The 19,280-nt window shown below is 69.7% G+C and carries 14 protein-coding genes and 3 pseudogenes; 7 read left to right on the forward strand and 10 right to left on the reverse strand.

Annotated features, from left to right (window positions below; genetic code table 11):
* Positions 1-58 precede the first annotated feature (58 nt).
* From ACGF8B_RS26950 to ACGF8B_RS26975, 6 genes and pseudogenes are all read left to right on the forward strand, one after another.
* Positions 59-1,702 (forward strand): caspase family protein, encoded by a 1,644-nt coding sequence (locus ACGF8B_RS26950; RefSeq protein WP_392743421.1) that lies wholly within the window; start codon positions 59-61, stop codon positions 1,700-1,702.
* Positions 1,703-2,264: 562 nt separating this feature from the next.
* Positions 2,265-2,390 (forward strand): annotated as a pseudogene (locus tag ACGF8B_RS26955) (integrase); the annotation flags it as partial.
* A gap of 88 nt (positions 2,391-2,478) precedes the next feature.
* A complete protein-coding gene (locus ACGF8B_RS26960) occupies positions 2,479-2,826 on the forward strand; it encodes a helix-turn-helix domain-containing protein (RefSeq protein ID WP_392743424.1) in 348 nt (115 codons plus the stop codon).
* Positions 2,823-5,327, forward strand: coding sequence for a site-specific integrase (locus ACGF8B_RS26965; protein WP_392743427.1), 2,505 nt, complete (start codon positions 2,823-2,825; stop codon positions 5,325-5,327). Before ACGF8B_RS26960 ends, ACGF8B_RS26965 begins: the two co-directional genes overlap by 4 nt.
* A gap of 230 nt (positions 5,328-5,557) precedes the next feature.
* Positions 5,558-5,683 (forward strand): annotated as a pseudogene (locus ACGF8B_RS26970) (site-specific integrase); the annotation flags it as partial.
* Between the two features lie 297 nt (positions 5,684-5,980).
* On the forward strand, positions 5,981-7,564 hold the full coding sequence (locus ACGF8B_RS26975; RefSeq protein WP_392743430.1) for an amidohydrolase family protein: 1,584 nt from the start codon (positions 5,981-5,983) through the stop codon (positions 7,562-7,564).
* Positions 7,565-7,754: 190 nt separating this feature from the next.
* Here the strand turns inward: ACGF8B_RS26975 and ACGF8B_RS26980 are convergent, their stop codons facing one another.
* Complete coding sequence (locus ACGF8B_RS26980) at positions 7,755-9,047, reverse strand: amidohydrolase family protein (protein ID WP_392743433.1); 1,293 nt, start codon at positions 9,045-9,047, stop codon at positions 7,755-7,757.
* 135 nt (positions 9,048-9,182) lie between these two features.
* Here ACGF8B_RS26980 and ACGF8B_RS26985 point away from each other — a divergent pair, with 135 nt between their 5' ends.
* Positions 9,183-9,599 carry a helix-turn-helix domain-containing protein gene (locus ACGF8B_RS26985; RefSeq protein ID WP_392743436.1) on the forward strand — a complete coding sequence of 139 codons (417 nt, stop codon included), beginning with the start codon at positions 9,183-9,185 and terminating at the stop codon, positions 9,597-9,599.
* 312 nt (positions 9,600-9,911) lie between these two features.
* Here the strand turns inward: ACGF8B_RS26985 and ACGF8B_RS26990 are convergent.
* The 9 genes and pseudogenes from ACGF8B_RS26990 to ACGF8B_RS27030 form a co-directional block, all read right to left on the reverse strand.
* Positions 9,912-10,758, reverse strand: a pseudogene (locus ACGF8B_RS26990) (IS5 family transposase).
* 24 nt (positions 10,759-10,782) lie between these two features.
* The gene (locus ACGF8B_RS26995; RefSeq protein WP_392743439.1) at positions 10,783-11,814 is read right to left on the reverse strand and encodes a sugar phosphate isomerase/epimerase family protein; all 1,032 of its coding nucleotides are present in this window, start codon (positions 11,812-11,814) and stop codon (positions 10,783-10,785) included.
* 30 nt (positions 11,815-11,844) lie between these two features.
* Positions 11,845-13,251, reverse strand: a complete 1,407-nt coding sequence (locus tag ACGF8B_RS27000) for an alkaline phosphatase family protein (protein ID WP_392743441.1) — start codon at positions 13,249-13,251, stop codon at positions 11,845-11,847.
* Positions 13,248-14,423, reverse strand: coding sequence for a metabolite traffic protein EboE (gene eboE / locus ACGF8B_RS27005; protein WP_392743443.1), 1,176 nt, complete (start codon positions 14,421-14,423; stop codon positions 13,248-13,250). Before eboE ends, ACGF8B_RS27000 begins: the two co-directional genes overlap by 4 nt.
* Positions 14,424-14,427: 4 nt before the next feature.
* Positions 14,428-15,276 (reverse strand): TatD family hydrolase, encoded by an 849-nt coding sequence (locus ACGF8B_RS27010; RefSeq protein WP_392743446.1) that lies wholly within the window; start codon positions 15,274-15,276, stop codon positions 14,428-14,430.
* The gene (locus ACGF8B_RS27015; protein WP_392743449.1) at positions 15,276-15,941 is read right to left on the reverse strand and encodes an EboA domain-containing protein; all 666 of its coding nucleotides are present in this window, start codon (positions 15,939-15,941) and stop codon (positions 15,276-15,278) included. Before ACGF8B_RS27015 ends, ACGF8B_RS27010 begins: the two co-directional genes overlap by 1 nt.
* 21 nt (positions 15,942-15,962) lie before the next feature.
* Positions 15,963-16,820 (reverse strand): sugar phosphate isomerase/epimerase family protein, encoded by an 858-nt coding sequence (locus tag ACGF8B_RS27020; RefSeq protein ID WP_392743451.1) that lies wholly within the window; start codon positions 16,818-16,820, stop codon positions 15,963-15,965.
* Entirely contained in the window at positions 16,817-18,154 is a 1,338-nt protein-coding gene (locus ACGF8B_RS27025) for an SCO3242 family prenyltransferase (RefSeq protein WP_392743454.1), read from the reverse strand. The genes ACGF8B_RS27020 and ACGF8B_RS27025 overlap by 4 nt, the downstream gene beginning before the upstream one ends.
* On the reverse strand, positions 18,151-19,269 hold the full coding sequence (locus ACGF8B_RS27030) for an inositol-3-phosphate synthase (protein ID WP_392743457.1): 1,119 nt from the start codon (positions 19,267-19,269) through the stop codon (positions 18,151-18,153). The genes ACGF8B_RS27025 and ACGF8B_RS27030 overlap by 4 nt, the downstream gene beginning before the upstream one ends.
* Between the last annotated feature and the right edge of the window lie 11 nt (positions 19,270-19,280).

Consider the following 19,280-nt stretch of genomic DNA (forward strand, 5'->3'; position numbering starts at 1 on the left):
GGCCGTGCTCATCGGCGCAGGGACCTTCCGCGACCCGGAGCTGCCTGGCATCCCAGCCGTGCGCACGAACCTCGACGACCTGCGCCTGCGGCTGGCTCATCCCGGACATGGCCTCCTCGCCGCCGAGCATTGCCAGACGGTGGCCGATCCCCACGACCAGGCCGCTGTCGGCGCAGCCCTGACCGCCGCCGTGCGCGAGGCGGAGGATCTGCTGCTGGTCTACTACTGCGGACACGGGATCCTCGACGACACCGGGGTGTTGCACTTCGCTCTGACCGGTACGGATACGGAACACGTCGGCTTCTCCGCCATCCACGTCGACCTTGTCAAACGCATGGTCGGCGGCGCCCGCGCCAAGGCCCGTGTGCTCCTACTGGACTGCTGCTTCTCCGGCCAAGCCGTCACCGTCATGAGCAGACGCAAGAGCCTCGCCCTGGCGCAACTCGACCTCACTGGCACCTACACTCTGACCTCCACGCCTGCCACTTCCCTCTCCCACGCCCCACTTGGAGCCCGCAACACCGCCTTTACCGGAGCGTTACTGGACGCCCTGCACATCCCCGGCCCGCTCACCCTCGATCAGATCCACCAACACATCGAGCAAGAACTGGTCAGCCGCGGTCTGCCCCGCCCACAACGCCGCTCTGTCGGCGCTACTGGCAACCTGACCCTGACACGGGGCCCGATCAAACCCCCACCGCTACCCGCCATCCCTCTCGCCCTGCAACGAGAACCTGGCCGAGGGATTCGCGGCTTCTTCAACCGCCTGACCGCTTACCGGCCTCACGACCGAAAACAGCCTAGCGCTGCTGTGAAAACCCGCCGTGCACTGCTCGCAACGCTAATGCTTGGCTTACTTCAGGGCAGCACCTTCTTGCCGAATCCAGGTGCGATTCTCGACGACGCACACGTATCGATTGGCTACTGGGACGACAGCCCTTTTAACGGGGGAGAGAGTGTCATACCCTCCGAGCCCTACAAGGAAAAAAGCTACAACACGGATGCGGCTTTAGGGCTACTTAAGCATGCCAATTTCAAGGGAGGGAAAACGTTCGCGCGGGTCGCACTCCCCAACGGTGTGGGTGCGAGCGGTTATGGGAGAGAGGGAACCCTTGCCCCTTTTCGTGGATTCGAGGTTCTCAGTACGATAGCATTGACCCCTCAAATGGTGAGAATTTACCGCAGTCAAGGGTACGACATTGTCGGGCCGCTCACATACTCGCAGATGGGAATTTTGACACTACGTCAACAAAAGGGGAGTGTGCGGGAAATTTCGGATCTTTCCGGGAAGACGCTATGTCAAGTGTTTGGCTCATCAGCAGGATCCACACTCCCCTCTCAAGCAATTACCGTAGCGAAAACGAATATGACCGGCTGCCTCTCTGATCTATTGAAGGGGCGAGTAGATGTAATCGTCGCAGATAGATTGGTGCTAGGGGGTCTGCAATCCACCCAGATTTGGGATCTAGTGAAATTTGTTGATGGAATCAGGTTCGAGGAGGGCGTCTTTATGGGTTTCGCAATTCCCGAGGGCGACCGTGACACCTGCGTGCGCCTCCGAGATGCCCTGCAGAAGTACGTCAGCAGTGAAGATTGGAAGCGTGATTTCAGGACCCGTCACTCCACAGCTTCTTGGCAGGATATTGCCGAGGCCATGCCTACTTCAGAACAGATCAAGAAAATGTCTTGCAAAACACAATGACGTGGTGGCAAGTGCCACGCGGCCTGCAACCTTTCAGTTCGCCTTGGGCGCTCTGGCTGTTGAGCCCGGGTGCCGCCTCATTGTCGCCTGCTGGTCGGCCGCGTTTGCCACGCGCCGTCCGGTGTCTGGTCATCCTCGGCGTGGTTGCCTGTCCGCCGCCGCGCGCTCATATGGGTCCGCCGGCCACGCGCCGCCGGTGGCTGTTGTCCGGTCCCCCTCGCCCGGTTGGCGCTTGCCCCCCCCCCAGCTCGCACGGCCAACGGGGGCTCGTCGGGCCATGCCTGGCGTAGCGCGCCTGGCGTCGCTCGGCCCCGCCGCCCTGCGCGTGTCCCACCCGACCAGGCATATCCGACGGACATTCAACTACCAAACTGATAACCCGGCATGACCAGACCAAGTTCAGTAGCGATGGCTCAGAGAACCGTGTCGCGTCGGTCACTCGATCCGGCCCTCCACGAAGTGGCTTGCCTCACGTCCGCGCCACAGGAATGCAACACGACCGGCTGCCAGCGTCGCTAACGCACCCTCCTCAATCCCCCAGCTCAATGAAACACGAACCAATCTGCACACGGTCTCTGCGGACACAAGGCACGCCTACGTCACGCACCTGACCGAGGACGGGGTGGACCGGTTCTTCATCCAGAAGCAGGTCGGCCACGAGTGCGACAGCTCCATGGCCATCTACAAGCATGTCAGCGACGACTTCATGAACACTTCCCTGCAGAATGCCCTGCCTCCGGCCTTCGCCGGGCTGTGCCGAGGAGAGGGAATCCGCGATGACCGCCAAGCTCGACTACCAGTGGCACCTGCGCAAGGTCATGGCCGACCGCGGGATGTTCTCCACCACCGACCTCATCGCCCCGCTGGAGGAGCGCGGGATCTCGCTCTCCTCCAGCCAGGTCTACCGCCTGGTCGTGGAGCGGCCGGAACGGCTGAGCCTGAAGATCCTGATGACGCTGCTGGACATCCTGGACTGCCAGATGGACGACCTGATCGAGCCCGTCCGGGCGGCGGGCACCGCCGCCCGGCCCAAGACGAAGTCCGCTTCCGGCGGGGCCGCGCCGGAGTCCGTCCTTGGCGGCCTGCGCCCGAAGCGGGCCCGCATCACAGGAGTTGATCAATGAGTGCCGCTCTCCCGGCGGACCCAGCGGGCCTGATACGCAAGGAGGCGGTCGACGAGGATCCGCTGGAGGTCCTGGTGGACCTCCTGTGCGGCGTCGAGACCTCCCTGAGCCGGGAGAAGGTCTGGGAGGTCGCCGCCGAGGTGGTGCAGGGCCGCGCCCGGCAGCGGGCCCTCGCCCCGGAGCTGATCAACAATCCGCAGGTCCTGCGAACAGGGCTTTCTCCGTGTGCAGTTCGGGTCGGCACCTTGCTGATGGCCCTGAAGAAGGCGGGAACCGAACAGCTGGCACACCCCGGATGCCATGTGTGCGGGCATGAGCTGGTGAACTCCCTGGCCAAGCACGCCCGTACCTGGGGGCACACCAGGTGTTTCCGCAAGCCCGAGACGTGCACCGCGTGCGGGGAAGTCCGCGCGGTCCGGCACCGGGACCGGTACGGACAGCCGTGCTGTGAGCGTTGCCCGCTGCCGGAGCACGACGACCCGACCAACGCGCTCGTCAAGGTGCTGGCCGGCCTGGAACCTGGCCTCAGCCGCGACCGGGTTCTGGAGGCGCAGGACCACAGCGGGGGCATGCCGGCTCTGCGTCGTGACGTCGCCTGGGCCGTCGTGGAATGTCCCAGCCTCCTCACCGGCCAGGCGGCGGCCCCCACGCTCGGTGTCCTGCGCTTCATCGACGCACTCGTCCGCGCGGGCGCCGACAGCGTGGTCGTGCCCCCGTGCCCGGGATGCGGGCAGCGGGCAGCGGGCAGCGGGCAGCGGCGCACGTTGACGCAGCCCGTGAACGGCCAGCGGATGTGCGACTCGTGCGTGTTCAAGGCCCGTTCCACGCCGTGCGCCCGCTGCGGAATGATCAAACCCAAGTACCGCCGCGACGAGGGCGGGACCGTCCTGTGCCAGTCCTGCTGGGACCGCGACCCGCGCAACTGGGAGGTATGTCCCCGGTGCGGCAACCGGCGCCGGGTCGCCGGAAGCACCGCGGCCGGGGCCGTGTGCCAGACCTGCCGCCCGCGGCCCGACCGCACCTGCGCCATCTGCGGCCACAGCCGCAAAGGCACCATCTCCCAAGCGATCAACAAGCACGTGTGCGACCGCTGCAAGAGCCTGTGGGTCGTCTGCTCCAAGTGCGGCGCCGGGGCGGTGGTTAGAGGCGGAACGCGGGAGATGCCGTTGTGCGCGCGGTGCGTGAACCCCGACCCGACGTTCTGGAAACGGTGCCGCACCTGCAAGACAACCTGGCAGCTCACCACCGCGCCCTGCACCCGGTGCAGCCTCGATGCCCGGCTCCGCACGATCTTCGCGTCCCCGGGCGGCAGCACCGCCCCCGAGCTGGACCGACTGCGTGAGCGTCTCGTCCAGGTCGACCGCCCCAGCTGTGCGATCACCTGGCTACACAAGCCGAACGTCCAGGCCACCATCACGACGCTGGCGCGCGAGCACCGCGTCATCACGCACGCCGCGCTCGACACCATGCCGCAGAGCAAGACGCTTGCCCACTTCCGCTCCCTGCTGGTCTCCGTCGGAGCGCTGGAGTTCCGCGACGAAGGCTTGATCCGGGTCGAGCGCGTAGTGGACGAGGCCGTTGCCGGACAACAGCTGGGCGAGCACCAGCGAGCCCTGCGCGGCTTCATCGACTGGCACCTGATGCGACGGCTGCGCGGCCGCTTGATGGGCAAGCCCGCCAGCGTGCAACAGATCCAGAACACCCGGTCCCATCTCGTCGCGGCCGACGCCTTTCTCCACTGGCTGGCAGACCAGGACACGTCGCTGAGCGGCTGCACGCAAGGCGAGGTGGAGAAATACCTCAACTCCGAGCCCCCGTACCCGGTACGGTGCGGTGCCTTCATCCGGTGGGCCGTTCCGCAGCGATACGCCCCGGCCGGTATCAAGGCCCCGGCGATACGCTGGACCGGCCCCGCCGGTCCGCACGACCAGGACGCCCGCTGGGCTGTTGCCCGCCGGCTCCTGCACGACGACAGCCTCCCCACAGCAGACCGCGTCGCCGGGCTCCTCGTACTGCTCTACGCGCAGAACGCCAGCAGCATCCACCGCCTGACCGCCGACCGCGTCACCAAGGACGGCGACCACGTGCTGCTCAGTCTCGGCGAACGGCCCATCCGGCTGCCGGCACCGCTGGACGTCCTCATGTCGGACCTTGTGGCTTCGCCTGCCTCGCACGCCGTGCTCCAGCACGAGAGCGAATGGCTCTTCCCGGGCCGCACGGCCGGGCACCCGATCCACCAGTCGCAGATGCTGCGACGGCTTCGCGCGATCGGCGTCAAGACACGCCAAGGCCGCAACACCGCCCTGTTCGCACTCGCCCAGCAGCTCCCCGCAGGGCAGTTGGCCAAGATGATCGGGGTGCACATCAGCGTGGCCGTCGCCTGGCAGCGCGCAAGCGGCGGGGACTGGATGGCCTACGCCGCGGCCGTCGCCGCCCGATCCGCCACCAAACGCTCACCCGCCCGAGGGAAACGCGCCCAGCGCCTAGGAGGGCTTTGCTAGGTGGTGTCGTAGGTCTGCCATGGGGTGGGTTGTCGGCAGGTGGGGCAGATGCCGGTCCAGGAGGTGTTGGAGGAAGGCAACGACCGAGACGGGTTCGAGTCGCAGGTCGGGCGGACGAGTTCTAACCGATGCCAGCGATCTGGCGCGAGGCGTTCTGGTCGGTCGACTCGGTGGTCAACTCCTGGGTGTAGGGGTGGAAGGTCCACTCGGTGTCATGGCCGATCAGTCTGCTGCTGATGCTGATGGCGAAGTTGCGGCACAAGAAGCCGGAGAACGTCCGCCGCTACTTCAAACCGTCCCCCGAGGCGATCTCGGAGTTGACCAGTCTGCTCCCGCCCGCCAGCACCCGGCGCTGAGTCGCCTGGGCCAATTCCTTGGGGTCATCTTACTGACCGGAGAAAGGTGGCGGCGATGTGGAGCGTGGCGGGGTAGCTGGTCGCGGTCTCAGGCCGGCGGCGGCCCCATTGGTGCCATGTCGTTTGTCTCCGCCGGATCGACCGGCCACCGCCGAGCCTCTTGAGGTCGGCCCGGGTGATCCGCCGGTGGGTGGTGGGTGTGCGTCCATCGGGTGAATGCGGGTTCCTGGCACGGACCTGCCGGTTGATCGACTGACAGGATTTGCCCTGATACGAGGCACTCCGACGATCAGGGACATGCTGATGACCGATAGTCCGCAGGAGAACCAAACCCGACCTGCCCAGCTGCCGAACGAGCCCGGCCCGTACGACGTCGTGCTCGCCGGGGGCCACGTGGTGGACCCGGAGACGAACGTCAACGCGATCCTCAACGTGGGGATCATCGGCGACCGGATCGCGGCGATCTCGGGCAAGCCGTTGGAAGGCGCCACGGTGATCAATGTCGCGGACCGCATCGTCGCACCCGGGTTCATCGACCTGCACGCGCACGGCCAGCAGCTGCCCGCCGCGTGGATGCAGGCATTCGACGGGGTGACCACCGCACTCGAACTGGAGTCGGGCCTGCTGCCGATCGCGGAGTTCTACGAGAACGTGGCCGGTGAGGGCCGCCCGATCAACTACGGCGCCTCCGCCGCGTGGACGTACGCCCGCATCGCGGAGAAGGAGGGCAAGGAGCCCAAGGCGGACCTGGTGTGGTTCCAGGAGGCGTTCTCGCTCAGCGGCTGGCAGAACAGCCTGGCCGACGACGACGAGGTGGCCCACATCATCGAGCATGTCGAGAAGGGACTGGAGGAGGGCGGTCTGGGCATCGGCATCAACGGCGGCTACGCGCCGGGGTACGGCCGCAAGGAGTACCACGCGCTCGCCAAACTCGCCGCGAAACACAACGTCCCGACCTTCACGCACGTCCGCTACCTCTCCGTGAAGGAGCCGAACAGCGGCTTCGAAGGACTCGGCGAACTCATCTCCCTCGCCGCGGCGACCGGCGCGCACATGCACATCTGCCACCTCAACAGCGTCGCGGGCCGGGACATCAAAGCCTGTGCGGAACTCATCTCCGAGGCGCAGGCGAACGGTGTGCCCATCAGCGTCGAGGCGTACCCCTATGGCGCGTGCTCCAGCACCGTGGGCGCGGAGGTCTTCGACGAGGACTGGCTCGCGCGCTGGGGGGTGGAGGACGCCTCGGCGATGGAATACAACGGGAAATCGTTGACCCAGGATGAGATCAACGAAATGCGGGAGACCCGACCCGGTGAAGTCATTGTGATGCACTTCCTGCGCCCGGACGACAAGCCCGAGGACGCCGAGATGCTCGACCTCTCCGTGATGCACCCCGGCGCCGCGATCGCCTCCGACGGGATGCCATGGGTGCGGAAGGACGGCTCGCTCGCCGAGAGCGTCGAGGGCGACGAGTGGCCGCTGAAGGACGCCTTCGCCCACCCACGTTCGGCCGGGTGCTTCTCCCGCTTCCTCGCCGGCTGGGCACGCGCGGACCACGAGAGCCTCGAGCCCAAGCTGACGCTGATCGATGCGATCCGCAAGACGAGCCTCATTCCGGCACAGATCCTGGAGAAGTCGGTGCCGCAGATGCGGAGCAAGGGCAGGATCCAGGTCGGCGCGGACGCGGACATCGTGGTGTTCGACCTCGCCACCGTGAAGGACAACGCGACCTTCACGGAGCCCGCTCAGCGATCCACCGGCTTCCAGCACGTCTTCGTGAACGGCACCCCCATCATCCAGGACGGCAAGGAGAACCTGGAGGCGCGCCCCGGCCGGCCGATCCGCCGCAGGGTGGCCGAGGAAGTGGGCCAGCCCCGGTAGCGGCGTCGTCGGCGGGCACGGTCGAACCGTTCGTGTGAGTGGTGGTGAACGGGCTCCGGGCCCCCTCGCGGGAGAAACCGGCCCGGGGCCGGTTTCTCCCGCGAGCCCCGTCGCACGGTCAGTGGCACGCCTGGCACCAGCGCGCCACTTCGTGAGCTTGACCGTGCCGTCAGGTGTGCCGAGAAAGCATTCAGGCGAGGAGGTTCTTGTAGATTCGGCCGTCCTTGATGATGACGGCCAGGTTCTTCTCGGGGTCACCGAACAGCGCGGTGCTCTCGGTCGGCTCGCCCTCCACGATCAGGATGTCCGCCCACGCTCCGTCGGTGATCTGGCCGAGCGGGGCGGCACTGTACGGGTCACGGTCACCGGAGAGGCGGAACAGCTCCGCGTTCTCCGAGGTGGCGATCCGCAGCGCCTGAGTGGCGGTGAAGCCGAAGTCGCTCTCAAGCCGGGTGAACATCTCGCTCTGCTTGGCCGCCTTGTCGGGTTCGAGCAGCAGGTCGGTCCCGAAGGCGATCTTCGTACCGGCGGAGCGCGCCCACTCGAAGGACCGCGCGACGCCCTCGCAGACCTCCTTGTTCTTCTCCGCGTTGACCGGGTTGGCGTACTCGTGGTCCGCTTCGAGGAAGGGCTGGGTGCTCAGCCAGACTCCCTTCTCCTTCATCAATTCGAGGGTCTCCTCGCTTCCCACGAGGTGGCCGTGCTCGATCGACTTGATGCCCGCCTCGATCGCACGGCGGATGCCCACGTCGTTGTAGACGTGGGCGGCGACATACGTGCCCCAGTCCTCCGCCGCCTCGACCGCCGCCCTGAGCTCGTCCAGGGTGTACTGGACCACGTCCAGCGGGTCGTACGGCGAGGCGACTCCGCCGCCCGCCATGATCTTGATCTGGGTGGCGCCCCGCTTCAGCTGTTCGCGCACCGCCGCGAGCACCCGGTCGCGGCCGTCCGCAACGCGCAGGAAGCCGATCTCCTCGGCCCGTGCGTGGATGCCACAGGAGAAGGACGGGGCGCTGTCGTAGACGGCGGAGAAGTCGCCGTGCCCGGAGGTCTGGGAGATCGCGGCCTGGCTCGGGTAGACGCGGGGGCCGGGAAAGTCGCCGCTGTCCAGGACCTGCCGCAGGGGAGTGACATCGCCGGCCATGTCCCGGGCGGCGGTGAAGCCCCGCATGAGCATGTTCTCGGCCTGGAGCAGCGCGGTGTAGTGGCAGGTGCCGGTGGCGCTCGCCAGCAGGCTCGCCTGGGAGGCCCCGGATGCGAACAGGTGCGTGTGGGCGTCGGTCAGACCGGGCATCAGCACGCGACCGCCGCCCTCGATGACGAGGGCGCCGTCCAAGCCCTCCTTCGTGTTCCTGCTGCCGACCGAAAAGATCCGGCGGTCCTTGATCGTCACGGAAGTGGGTGGGGTCAGTCCGTCGCTCTTCCCGTCGAAGACGCGGACGTTGTTGATCAGGACCGGTGGGGAGAACTGCTGCTGGGACACGGTCTGCCTCTCACGAGGGTCGGCCGGCGAAGGCCGGGGCCTTTCGTCCGGCCGACCTGGTACCCGCCGGGAGTTCCCGGCTGCGCAGTGCCTACCGCAGCTCTTTTATGGGCAAACCACCCAATTCGGCAATATGTGAAGAACAGTGTCTCCCGTCCGCACCTCCGGGGTGACGGCTACCGCTGCCCTCGCACGAACAGGGAAAGCCGGGCGGCATCCTCGTCGGGCCTCGAAGCCGTCCGCGCGGAGCTGGGTGACGGCGGCGTCCATGTACCGGGTGTTCTTCCGGCCCATCAGGTCCGGCAGCGACTTGAGCGCGGCCAGGACCGGGACTCCCAGGTGCACCGTCTGGTCTCCGGCACCCTTGAACGCCTGTCGTCGCAGGTCATGGCCGCGCTCCGCGACATCCTGTCCTGCACCCCGGCCGACCTGGTGGCCACCACCGCCGAGAACGCCGGCGTCCGCAAGACCGCCACCGGCGACCTTCCCACCCCGCCTTCGAACGTCGCGAAGCTCCGCCCCCGTGCGGCCCGCATCCTGCCCGACGCATGACCCGCCACTACGCCACCGACGAACAGCACGAGCGCTGGTTCATGGCCGATTGCTGCCGATGCGGTCTCCCCAGGCAAGGTCACCAGCAGGCTGGGCCCCTTGGGGAACCGGCGACAGTTGAATACGAGAGCCCACCAGTATCAGACCCCTATCTCTGTAGGAAGGGCCCAAGACGCAATGCCTCTGCTCAAGCTATTCGGAGAGTTCCGGTACCCGACTGCGCCATCAAACCACGGGACTGTACGGTCACCAGTGTCGAAGCTCGGTGGTCAGTCCCTCCCACCACTGATGCCTGGGTTCTGTCGTCAAATGTCAGACCCACATCAGGAGTGATGCGAGGCTGACGGCTGCTTCGCAGGACCGGGCGGTCTGTCGTAGCGGGTGGCGATGCCGCGTCACCGCTTGAGCCGGTTGAAGCACCGTTCCACGACGTTGCGGTGCTTGTGGACCTCGCGGTCGAAGCCCGGCGGTCGGCCTCCGCGGCTGCCGCGCCCGGCCCGGTTGCGGGCCTGGTCGGCCCGTTCGGGGATCGCGTGCGGGATGCCGCGGCGGCGGAGCCAGGTGCGGATCGCTTTTGAGCCGTAGCCCTTGTCGCCCAGGACGTGATCGGGCCGGACGCGGGGCCGCCCCGGTCCAGTCCGGGGCACCCGGATCGCCTCCATCACGGCGGTGACCCGGGTGCAGTCGTTGATGTTGCCGCCCGTGACGACGAAGGCCGGCGGACGGCCCCGCCCATCGCAAGCCAGGTGTATCTTGCTGGTCAGACCGCCTCTGGACCGGCCCAGGGCCGGGTCGCGGAGCCCCCTTTTCGGGCCCCGGCCGCGTGCTGGTGGGCGCGGGCGACCGTGGAGTCGACCGACACCAGCCACTCGATGTCGCCCGCCGCGTCCGCCTTCGCCTGAGCGGCCCGCAGCATCCTGTCGAACGCCCCGTCCGCCGCCCACCTGCGAAGACGCGTGTGCAGCGTGGCCCACGGCCCATAACGCTCGGGCACATCCCGCCAGGCCGTCCCGGTCCGGAACTTCCACACGATCCCATTCAGGACCCTGCGGTCGTCCAGCCGCTTCCGTCCCCGCAACGACTCGGGCAACAACGGCCGGACGAACTCCCAATCGGCATCGGACAGTTCATGGCGTCGTATCACGGCACCATGAACCATCACCCGAGATCATAAAGACACTGCCTAGCAGCCCTTGCGGCGCAGGGTGTGCAGGTAGGCGGCGGAGCGGCGGGCCGTGGTGAAGGAGTCCACTATCGGCTGGTCGTGCTCCACCTGCCAGTGGTGGTCGCGGCGGCCGCCGTGGGTTTTGGTGACGGCGGAGAGGAACTTCCTGTAGTCGATGTCGCCGTCCCCGACGTCGACCATGCGGTAGCCGTCGCGGGCCGCGATGTCGTGCTCGCCGTCCTTGACGTGGAAGAGCGGGTAGCGGTCGGGCTGCTTCAGTACGTAGCGCAGCGGGTCGAAGGTGTCGGGGGTGCCGTCGGCCCGCTTGCCGAACCGGAACTGGCCGACGTAGGCCCAGTAGATGTCCATCTCCAGGAAGACCAGATCGGGGTCGGTCTCGGCGAGCAGCACGTCGTAGAGGCGGACGTCGGGCCGGTCGGTGGCGAAGGAGAACTCCTCGGCGTGGTTGTGCTGGTAGAACTTCATGCCGCGCTCCCTGGCCGCGGCGCCGTAGGTGTTGAAGTCCGCGGCGGCGCGCTTCCAGGCGTCGACCGTCGATCCGTAGCGGAACGGCCCCGAGGCGGTGCCGACGTGCTTGAGGCCGAGGGCCTGGGCGTCGTCGAGGACCTTGGTGAGGTTCTGCGCGAAGGTGTAGGCGCCGGCGTTGTTGTCGTCGTAGTAGCCGACGTGGCTGCCGATGCCCTTGAGACCGTGGTCGCGGGTCAGTTGCTTGAGCTGGGCGAGGGTGATGGCACCGGCCGAGCCCTGGGTGTAGCCGGCGTACTCGACCTCGTCGTAGCCGTACGCCGAGAGTTCGGCGAAGACCTTGTCGAAGCCGAGGGCCGAGACCTTGTCGCGGAGGGTGTAGAGCTGGATTCCGAGACGGCCGGGCGGCAGCAGGGGGTCGCCCTGGGGCCTGCCCTGGGCGGAGGCGGCGGGGGCGGCGGCGCCGAGCAGGGCGGCTGCGGTGGCTCCTGCGGCGACGCCGAGCATGGAGCGCCTGCTGAGCTTGTGGGCGAGTTCGGCGTCGACGGGGGTGCGGCGGCTCATGGGGGAACTCCTTCTGGGGGCGGGACGTTGTCAGTGCAGTCCGGCGAGTCGGAGCAGCAAGGACTTCACTTCGGTGGCCCGGACGGGGCCGGTGAACGCGTGGGGGGTGGAGCACAGGATGAGCGGACCTTCTTCGTCGCTCTGTGGAAGGCGGCCGTGGCTGCCGCGAATAGGTGACGGGTCCAGCGGCACGACCGCCATGCGGTAGCGCATGCCCAGCTTCTTGCGGGCGACGGCCGTGGCCGCTTTGACCCGGACGTACGGGTCCTGGGGGTCCAGGAAGAGTTCGACGGGGTCGTAGCCCGGTTTGCGGTGGATCTCGACGAGCTGCGCGAAGTCGGGCGCGCGGGCGTCGTCGAGCCAGTAGTAGTACGTGAACCAGGCGTCCGGGTCCGCGACGGCGACCAGCTCGCCGGAGCGCGGGTGGTCCAGGCCGTGTGCCTTCTTGCCCTCGTCGTCGAGGAGCTGCTCGATGCCCTGGAGGTCCCGGAGCGCTTCGCGGGTGGCTTCGAGGTCCTCGGGGCGGCGTACGTAGATGTGGGCGAGCTGGTGGTCGGCGACGGCGAAGGCGCGGGAGGCCATCGGATCGAGGTACTCCATGCCGTCCTGGGTGTGGACCTCCAGGAGGCCGGCGCGGCGCAGGGCCCGGTTGATGTCGACGGGCCGGTCCACGCGGGTGATGCCGTATTCGGAGAGGGCGACCACGGTGCGGCCCTCTCGACGGGCGTCGTCCAGGAGAGGTGCCATGGCCCGGTCGAGTTCGGCCGCGGCCCGGTAGGAGCGCGGGTCGTCCGGGCCGTAGCGCTGGAGGTCGTAGTCGAGGTGCGGGAGGTAGCACAGGGCCAGGTCGGGGTGGCGGGTGTCGAGGATGTGCCGGGTCGCGTCGATGATCCACTGCGAGGAGACGAGGTCGGCGCCGGGGCCCCAGAAGTGGAAGAGGGGGAAGGTGCCGAGTTTCTCGGTGAGTTCGTCGTGGAGGGCGGGCGGGCGGGTGTAGCAGTCGGGTTCCTTGCGGCCGTCGGCGTAGTAGACGGGGCGTGGGGTGACGGTGATGTCGGTGTCGGCGCCCATCGCGTACCACCAGCAGATGTTGGCGACGGTGTAGCCGGGGTGGGCTCGGCGGGCGGCGTCCCAGAGCTTGTCGCCCGCGACCAGTCCGTTGTGCTGGCGCCAGAGCAGGACGTCGCCGAGCTCACGGAAGTACCAGCCGTTGGCGACGATGCCGTGCTCGGCGGGGGTGGTGCCGGTGAGGAAGGTGGACTGGGCCGCGCAGGTGACGGCGGGCAGGACGGTGCCGAGCGGGGCGTGGGTGCCGGACTGTCCCAGGGCCTTCAGGTGCGGCATGTGGTCGAGGAGCTGTGGGGTGAGGCCGACGACGTCGATGACGAGGAGAGGGGTGGGGGCGACGGTCCCGGTGGGCTGCTCGGCTGTGGTCACGGGAGCTCCTTGAGGCCGAGGTCGACCAGGAGGTCGCGGGCGAGGGTGAGTTCGGCGGCGATGCCGTCGGCGAGCTGGGTGCGGGTACGGGGCCGCAGCGCGGCCGGGAGCGCCTGCCAGGTGTACGTCTCGACCTCCAGGTGCCTGGTGAGGGGGCGTGCGCCGCCCACCAGGCGGGTCAGAGTGGACCGGAGTACGGGAAGGGTGGAGGTGAGCGGTGGCGCGGGCGGTGTGTGCAGGGGGACGTGGAAGTGGGCGCGCCAGGGGGCTCCGTCCGGCAGGGCCCGGCCGGTGACGGCCTCGTCGAGGTCGTCGGTGCCGCGCAGTCCGGCGGCGGTGCTGGTGCGGGTCTGGTGCAGGAAGCGGGGTTCGGCGAAGGCGGCGAGTGCGGTGCGTACCTCGGGGAGGTGGGGGTGTTCGGCGTGCAGTGCGGCGGAGAGCTGCGATTTGACGATCGGGATGTCCGCGGCGCGCAGGGCGTCCAGGGCGGTGTGGGGGTCCTCGAAGGAGGTGGCGAGGTGGCAGGTGTCGACGCAGATGCCGATGCGTGGGTGTGCGACGGAGGTGAGTGGGGCGATCGCGTCGGCGGTGGTCTCGACGGTGCAGCCCGGCTCGGGTTCGAGGCCGACGCGGATGGATCTGCCGGTGAGTTCGGCGAGGGCGTCGAGGCGTTCGCCGAGGGTGGTGAGCGCGGTGTGTGCGGTGCGGGCCGCTTCGGGGTCCGAGTCGAAGGGGGTGCGCCAGGCGATCGGGAGGGTGGAGATGGTTCCTTCGGGCGCGTCGTCGGGGAGCAGTCCGGCCAGGAGCCGGGCGAGGTCGGTGGTGTGGGCGAGCCGTTCGGGGTCCGTCCAGTCCGGCTTGTACACCCGGTACTTGACCTCGTCGGCGCCGAATCCCTCGTACGGGAAGCCGTTGAGGGTGACGACCTCCAGGCCGCGGCGGTCCAGTTCGGCGTGCAGGGACCTCAGTTCGGCCGGGTCGTTGACCAGGGTACGGGCCGCGTCCCTGGCGAGCCAGAGGCCGATGCCGAGCCGGTCGCGGCCCAGGCGCTTGCGGACGGGTTCGCAGTGGTCGCGCAGTTGGGCGCGGACGCCGTCGAGTGTCTCGGCGGGGTGGACATTGGTGCAGTACGAGAGGTGGACGGTGGAGCCGTCGGGGTGGCGGAATCGCATCGCCTCACTCCCCGCCGCGCAGGACGGAGTTGCCCTCGTGAAGTGGTTCGGGGGTGGCGAGGCCGAGCTGGAGTCGGCCGCTCTGCCCGTAGAACTCGACGGGGTTGCGCCAGAGCACCTTGTCGACGTCGTCGTCGCTGAACCCGGCGGCGAGCATCGCGTCGCCCACCTTGCGGGTCTTGAGGGGATCGCTTTGGCCCCAGTCGGCCGCCGAGTTGACCAGGATCTTCTCGGTGCCGTGGATCCTGAGGATCGCGATCATGCGGTCCTCGTCCATCTTGGTGTCGGGGTAGATGGAGAAGCCGGCCCAGCAGCCGCTGTCCCTGGCGTCCTTCACGGTCGTCTCGTTGAGGTGGTCGAGCAGCACCCGCTCCGGGGGGAGGCGGGATTCGCGGACGACGTCGATGGTGCGGTGCAGCCCGGCGAGCTTGTCCCGGTGGGGGGTGTGCACGAGGGCGGGCAGGCCGTGGTCGGCGGCGAGCTGGAGCTGGGTGGCCAGTGCGGTGTCCTCGGCCGGGGTCATGGAGTCGTAGCCGATCTCGCCGACGGCCACGACGGAGTCCTTGACCAGATAGCGGGGCAGGGCGTCCAGGACGGGGACGCAGCGCGGGTCGTTCGCCTCCTTGGGGTTGAGGGCGAGCGTGCAGTGGTGGGCGATGCCGTACTGGGCGGCGCGGAAGGGTTCCCAGCCGAGCAGGGCGTCGAAGTAGTCGAAGAAGCTGGCGGGCGAGGTTCGGGGCTGGCCGAGCCAGAAGGAGGGTTCCACGAGTGCGCGGACTCCCGCGTCGTACATCGCCCGGTAGTCGTCCGTGGTACGGGAGGTCATGTGGATGTGCGGGTCGAAGATGCGCATCAGGACTCCTCCGTGGGGGCGGTGGCACCGGGGGTGGTGAGTTCGAGGACGTGTGTGAGGTCGGCCGGGACACTGCGGCCGGCCGCGATGCGTTCGGCGGCGAAGTCGCCCAGCATCCGGGCGAGTTCGGCGTCGCCGCGGGCGCGGCGGGCCAGCCCGTCGACGGCTTCGACTCCGACCCCGGTGAAGAGGCACTTGAGAACGGCGTGGCGCCAGTTGTGCGCATCGAGATGGGTGGCGGCGTACGGTCCGACGGCTGCGGCGACGAGCCGGGTGTCATTGGTGCGCAGGGCGTCCTCGACGAGCGGGAGGGCGGTGGGGCTGGGGTCCAGCCGGTGCAGGGTGAGCAGGACAGCGCGTCGTTCGGCGGCGGTGCCTTGTTCGTAGAGCCTGGTCAGGGCGGGCAGCGCGGCTCTGGCTTCGATGAGCAGGAGGGCGCGTACGGAGTCGGCGTGTTCGAGTCCGCAGTGCCGGCCGGCCGCGGCGTAGCGCAGTTCCCACGGTGGGACGGCGTAGGAGCCGCCGGGTTGTCCGGTGTCCGGGTGGGAGGCGGCGTGTTCCGCCTCGGCGAGCGCCTCGTCCAGCCAGGCGCGCGCGGCTCCGCCGAGCTGTGCGTCGAGCTCCTTGCGGGTCAGCAGCGGGGGGTTCGTCGGGGACATCGGCATGGTGTCGCTCCCTTCGGCGGTTCAGCGGCTCGACGGACTGTGCTTGCGGAGGAACTCGATGGAAGTGCGGGCGAGTTCGGGTCCGGCATGGGAGTGGCGGGGCAGTTCGACGACGGTGAGGCCCCGGTAGCCGGTGTCCGAGAGGGTGTCGAGTGCTTCGAGCACGGGCGGGAAGTCGATCTCGCCCTCGCCGAAGGGGAGGTGTTCATGGACGCCGCGGCGCATGTCCTCGATCTGGACGTGGCGGATCCAGGGGGCGGCCTCGTGGACGCAGTCGACCGGCATGGCGGGTTCCAGGCACTGGCAGTGGCCGATGTCGAGGGTGAGTCCGAGCGGTGCGGGATCTGCGCAGAGGACACGCAGGTGGTGGAAGCCGGCGAGTGTGGCGAGGAGGTGTCCGGGCTCGGGCTCGATCGCGAGCGGAATGCCGGATCGGTCGGCGGCCTCCAGCACCGGGGCGAGGGAGCCGGTGAGCCGTTGCCAGGCGGTGTCGGGGGTGGTGTCGGGCGGGATGGTGCCGCTGAAGCAGTGCACGGCGTGGGCACCGAGGTCGGCGGCGATGTCGACGGCCCGGACGAGCAGCCGGGTGCGGGCGGCGCGGGCCTCCGGGTCCGGGTCCAGGAGGGAGGGGCCGTGCTTGCGGCGCGGGTCGAGGACGTAGCGGGCACCGGTCTCCACGGTGACGCCGAGCCCCAGCTCGTGGAGCCGGGCCGCCACGTGGGCGGTGCGGGCGGCGAGGTCCGGGGCGAGGGGGTCGAGGTGCATGTGGTCGAGGGTCAGGCCGACCCCGTCGTACCCGAGGTCGGCGAGGAGTCCGAGGGCGTCGTCCAGGCGGAGGTCGGTGAGCCCGTTGGTGCCGTAGCCGAGGCGGATCGTCATGTCGGGCTCACCTTCCGGGCGAGGTTGCGGGCGATCGGTACGAGTCCCATGACGGCGAGCGCCGTACCGACCGCTCCGGTGCGGGCGGCGAGGACGGCCTGGAGCGGGATCATCGCCCGGATGCCGCCGCCGACGGCGCGCTGGGTCAGCGGCGGGGAGGGGTTGAGCGCGGCGTGCAGCAGCGGGACGGCGGCGGTCCGGAGGTAGGAGCCGGTGAGCGCGGCGCGCACGAGGCCGGGGGCGGTGACGGCGAGGGGGCCGGGTGGGCGGGGCGCGGGACGGGGGCGGGTCCGGTCTCCGCCCCGTCCACTGCGCGCACGCGGGGGTGCGGCCGGATCCCCGCGCCGTCCACGACGCGGCTGCGCGGCCCTCCCCGAGGCCGTCTCCCGTTCGCGGCCCTGCCCGTCCCCCGCCCCCGCGGTCGCCCCCCGGACCATGCCCGGATCCCCACCCCGCCGAGGCTCCACGCGCACAGTCGCCCCCGAGGCCGCCTCCCGTTCACGGCCCCGCCCATCCCCCGCCCGCGCGGTCGCCCCCCGGACCATGCCCGGATCGCCACCCCGCCGAGGCTCCACGCGCACAGTCGCCCCCGAGGCCGCCTCCCCTTCGCCGCCCCGCCCGTCCCCCGCCCCCGCGGTCGCCCCTCGGGCCGAGCCCGGATCGCTGTCCCGCTCACGCCGCGTGTGCAGGGCTGCCGCGCCCAGTGCGGTGACGGCGGCGAGGGCTGCGAGGGGGGCGGTGGCCGATCCGCCGTGTGCCTCGTGGCGGGAGACCGCGGTGACGGCGTAGGTGTGCGCGCCGAGCAGGCCGGCGGCCGGGAGGGCGCCGAGAACGGAGCCGCGCGCGGCCGGATCCGGCCCCACCCCGGGCCTCGTGGTCCCACCCGCCATCCCGGTGGCGGTGGCTCCGAGCAGCAGGTCGAGCCCGCGGGCGGCGGCCATCGCGGCAGGTCCCGCCGGGGTGTGCTTCAGCCGCAGGTCGTACGCCCACACGGTGGCCGCAAGCCCGGTGGCCACCGCGAGGGCCGGGCGGCCGGCCCGGGCCGCGAGCCCGAGCCCGGCGGCGGTCAGCGCGCCCGCCGCCGCCAGGGCCGCTCCGGGTGCGATCCGCCCCGAGGGAATCGGCCGGTGCGGGCGGTCGACGGCGTCCTCCGCGCGGTCGGCCCAGTCGTTGAGTGCCATGCCCGCCTCGTACAGGCAGAGCGAGGCACCGACGGCGAGCGCGGTCGAGCCGTTGGGGCGCCGGCCGCTCGCCGCCGCGCCGGCCAGCGCGTCGCCGGGGACGGTGAACAGCGCCGACACCCGCAGCAGTTCCGCCCAGGCGCGTGCCGTCATCGTTCCCCCCGCAGCGTCCCGGCGAAGGCGAGCAGTTCCTGGTACTGCTCGAAGAGCGCGGCCGGGCCGCCGTCCGGATCCTTGAAGTAGAAGCCGAGCTGGGGCAGCGGGCCGCTCAGTCCCTGCTCGTGGGCGCGGGCCACCAGCCTCGCCAGATCCAGTACCAGGGGCGCGGCCAGTGCCGAATCGCAGCCCTGCCAAGTGGTCTGGAGCACCATCCGTGCGCCGAGGAACCCGTCGAACGCGATGTGGTCCCAGGCGGTCTTCCAGTCGCCGAGGGCCGGAACGTCGTCGATGTGGACCTCGCCCTCGGGTGCGGTGCCCAGGGTGTCGGCCAGTACCCGTTCCTTGCCCGCGTTCTTGGCGGCCGCCGCGCCCGGGTCGGCGAGCGCCGCTCCGTCGCCGCCGCCCAGCAGGTTGGTGCCGGACCAGGCCCGTACGGGCAGGGCGCGCTGCACGAACATCGGGGCGAGTACGGAGCGGAGCAGGGTCTGGCCGGTCTTGCCGTCGCGGCCCGCGTGAGGAAGTCCGCAGTCCGCGACGGTGTCCTGGAGGGCGGGGGTGCGCAGCCCGGTGGAGGGGGTGAAGTTGATGTAGGGGCAGCCGGCCCGCAGTGCGGCCGCCGCGTAGAGCGAGCTGGCGGGCAGCCGCTCCTCGCCGGGGTCCGGGAGGGGTTCGGTGGACGCCACGTTGACGACGACCGTTCTGGCCAGTTCGTTGCGGCGCGTGAAGTCGGTGAGGTCGGCGGCGAAGGCGGCGATGAGTTCCTCGTCGCTGCGGGTGTCGCCGGGCAGTGGCCCGCCGGGCCGGATCCCGGTGTCCGCGTCGGCGAGTTCGGCGTGCACCGCCGATGGCAGTCCGTGCGGCAGCACTCCCCCGGCGGCCAGTGCCTCGGCCCGTTTCGGCAGTGGGCAGCCGGTGGTGTCGTGTCCGCCGAAGACGAGTGAGGTGAGCGCGGGCAGCCCGCTGTCGGCGAAGGGTGGGGTCTCGGTGACCATGCCTGCCGCCGGGTGGAGCCCTGCCGCGACCGCCGCGCACCCCGCGGTGGCGGTGGTGGCGACGGAGCCGCGTGCTCCGATGAACCAGACTCCGGTACGAACGGCGGGTGCTGACACGGGCTGCCTCC

Origin of the sequence: Streptomyces sp. NPDC047917 (assembly GCF_043204345.1) — a bacterium.
Taxonomy (GTDB): domain Bacteria; phylum Actinomycetota; class Actinomycetes; order Streptomycetales; family Streptomycetaceae; genus Streptomyces; species Streptomyces sanglieri.

Coding starts and splice junctions, on each gene's coding strand:
- ACGF8B_RS26960 (WP_392743424.1), top strand. CDS start 2,479: ATGACCGCCAAGCTCGACTACCAGTGGCACCTGCGCAAGGTCATGGCC.
- ACGF8B_RS26965 (WP_392743427.1), top strand. CDS start 2,823: ATGAGTGCCGCTCTCCCGGCGGACCCAGCGGGCCTGATACGCAAGGAG.
- ACGF8B_RS26975 (WP_392743430.1), top strand. CDS start 5,981: ATGCTGATGACCGATAGTCCGCAGGAGAACCAAACCCGACCTGCCCAG.
- ACGF8B_RS26995 (WP_392743439.1), bottom strand. CDS start 11,814: ATGAGCCGCCGCACCCCCGTCGACGCCGAACTCGCCCACAAGCTCAGC.
- eboE (WP_392743443.1), bottom strand. CDS start 14,423: ATGCGATTCCGCCACCCCGACGGCTCCACCGTCCACCTCTCGTACTGC.
- ACGF8B_RS27010 (WP_392743446.1), bottom strand. CDS start 15,276: ATGCGCATCTTCGACCCGCACATCCACATGACCTCCCGTACCACGGAC.
- ACGF8B_RS27015 (WP_392743449.1), bottom strand. CDS start 15,941: ATGCCGATGTCCCCGACGAACCCCCCGCTGCTGACCCGCAAGGAGCTC.
- ACGF8B_RS27020 (WP_392743451.1), bottom strand. CDS start 16,820: ATGACGATCCGCCTCGGCTACGGCACCAACGGGCTCACCGACCTCCGC.
- ACGF8B_RS27025 (WP_392743454.1), bottom strand. CDS start 18,154: ATGACGGCACGCGCCTGGGCGGAACTGCTGCGGGTGTCGGCGCTGTTC.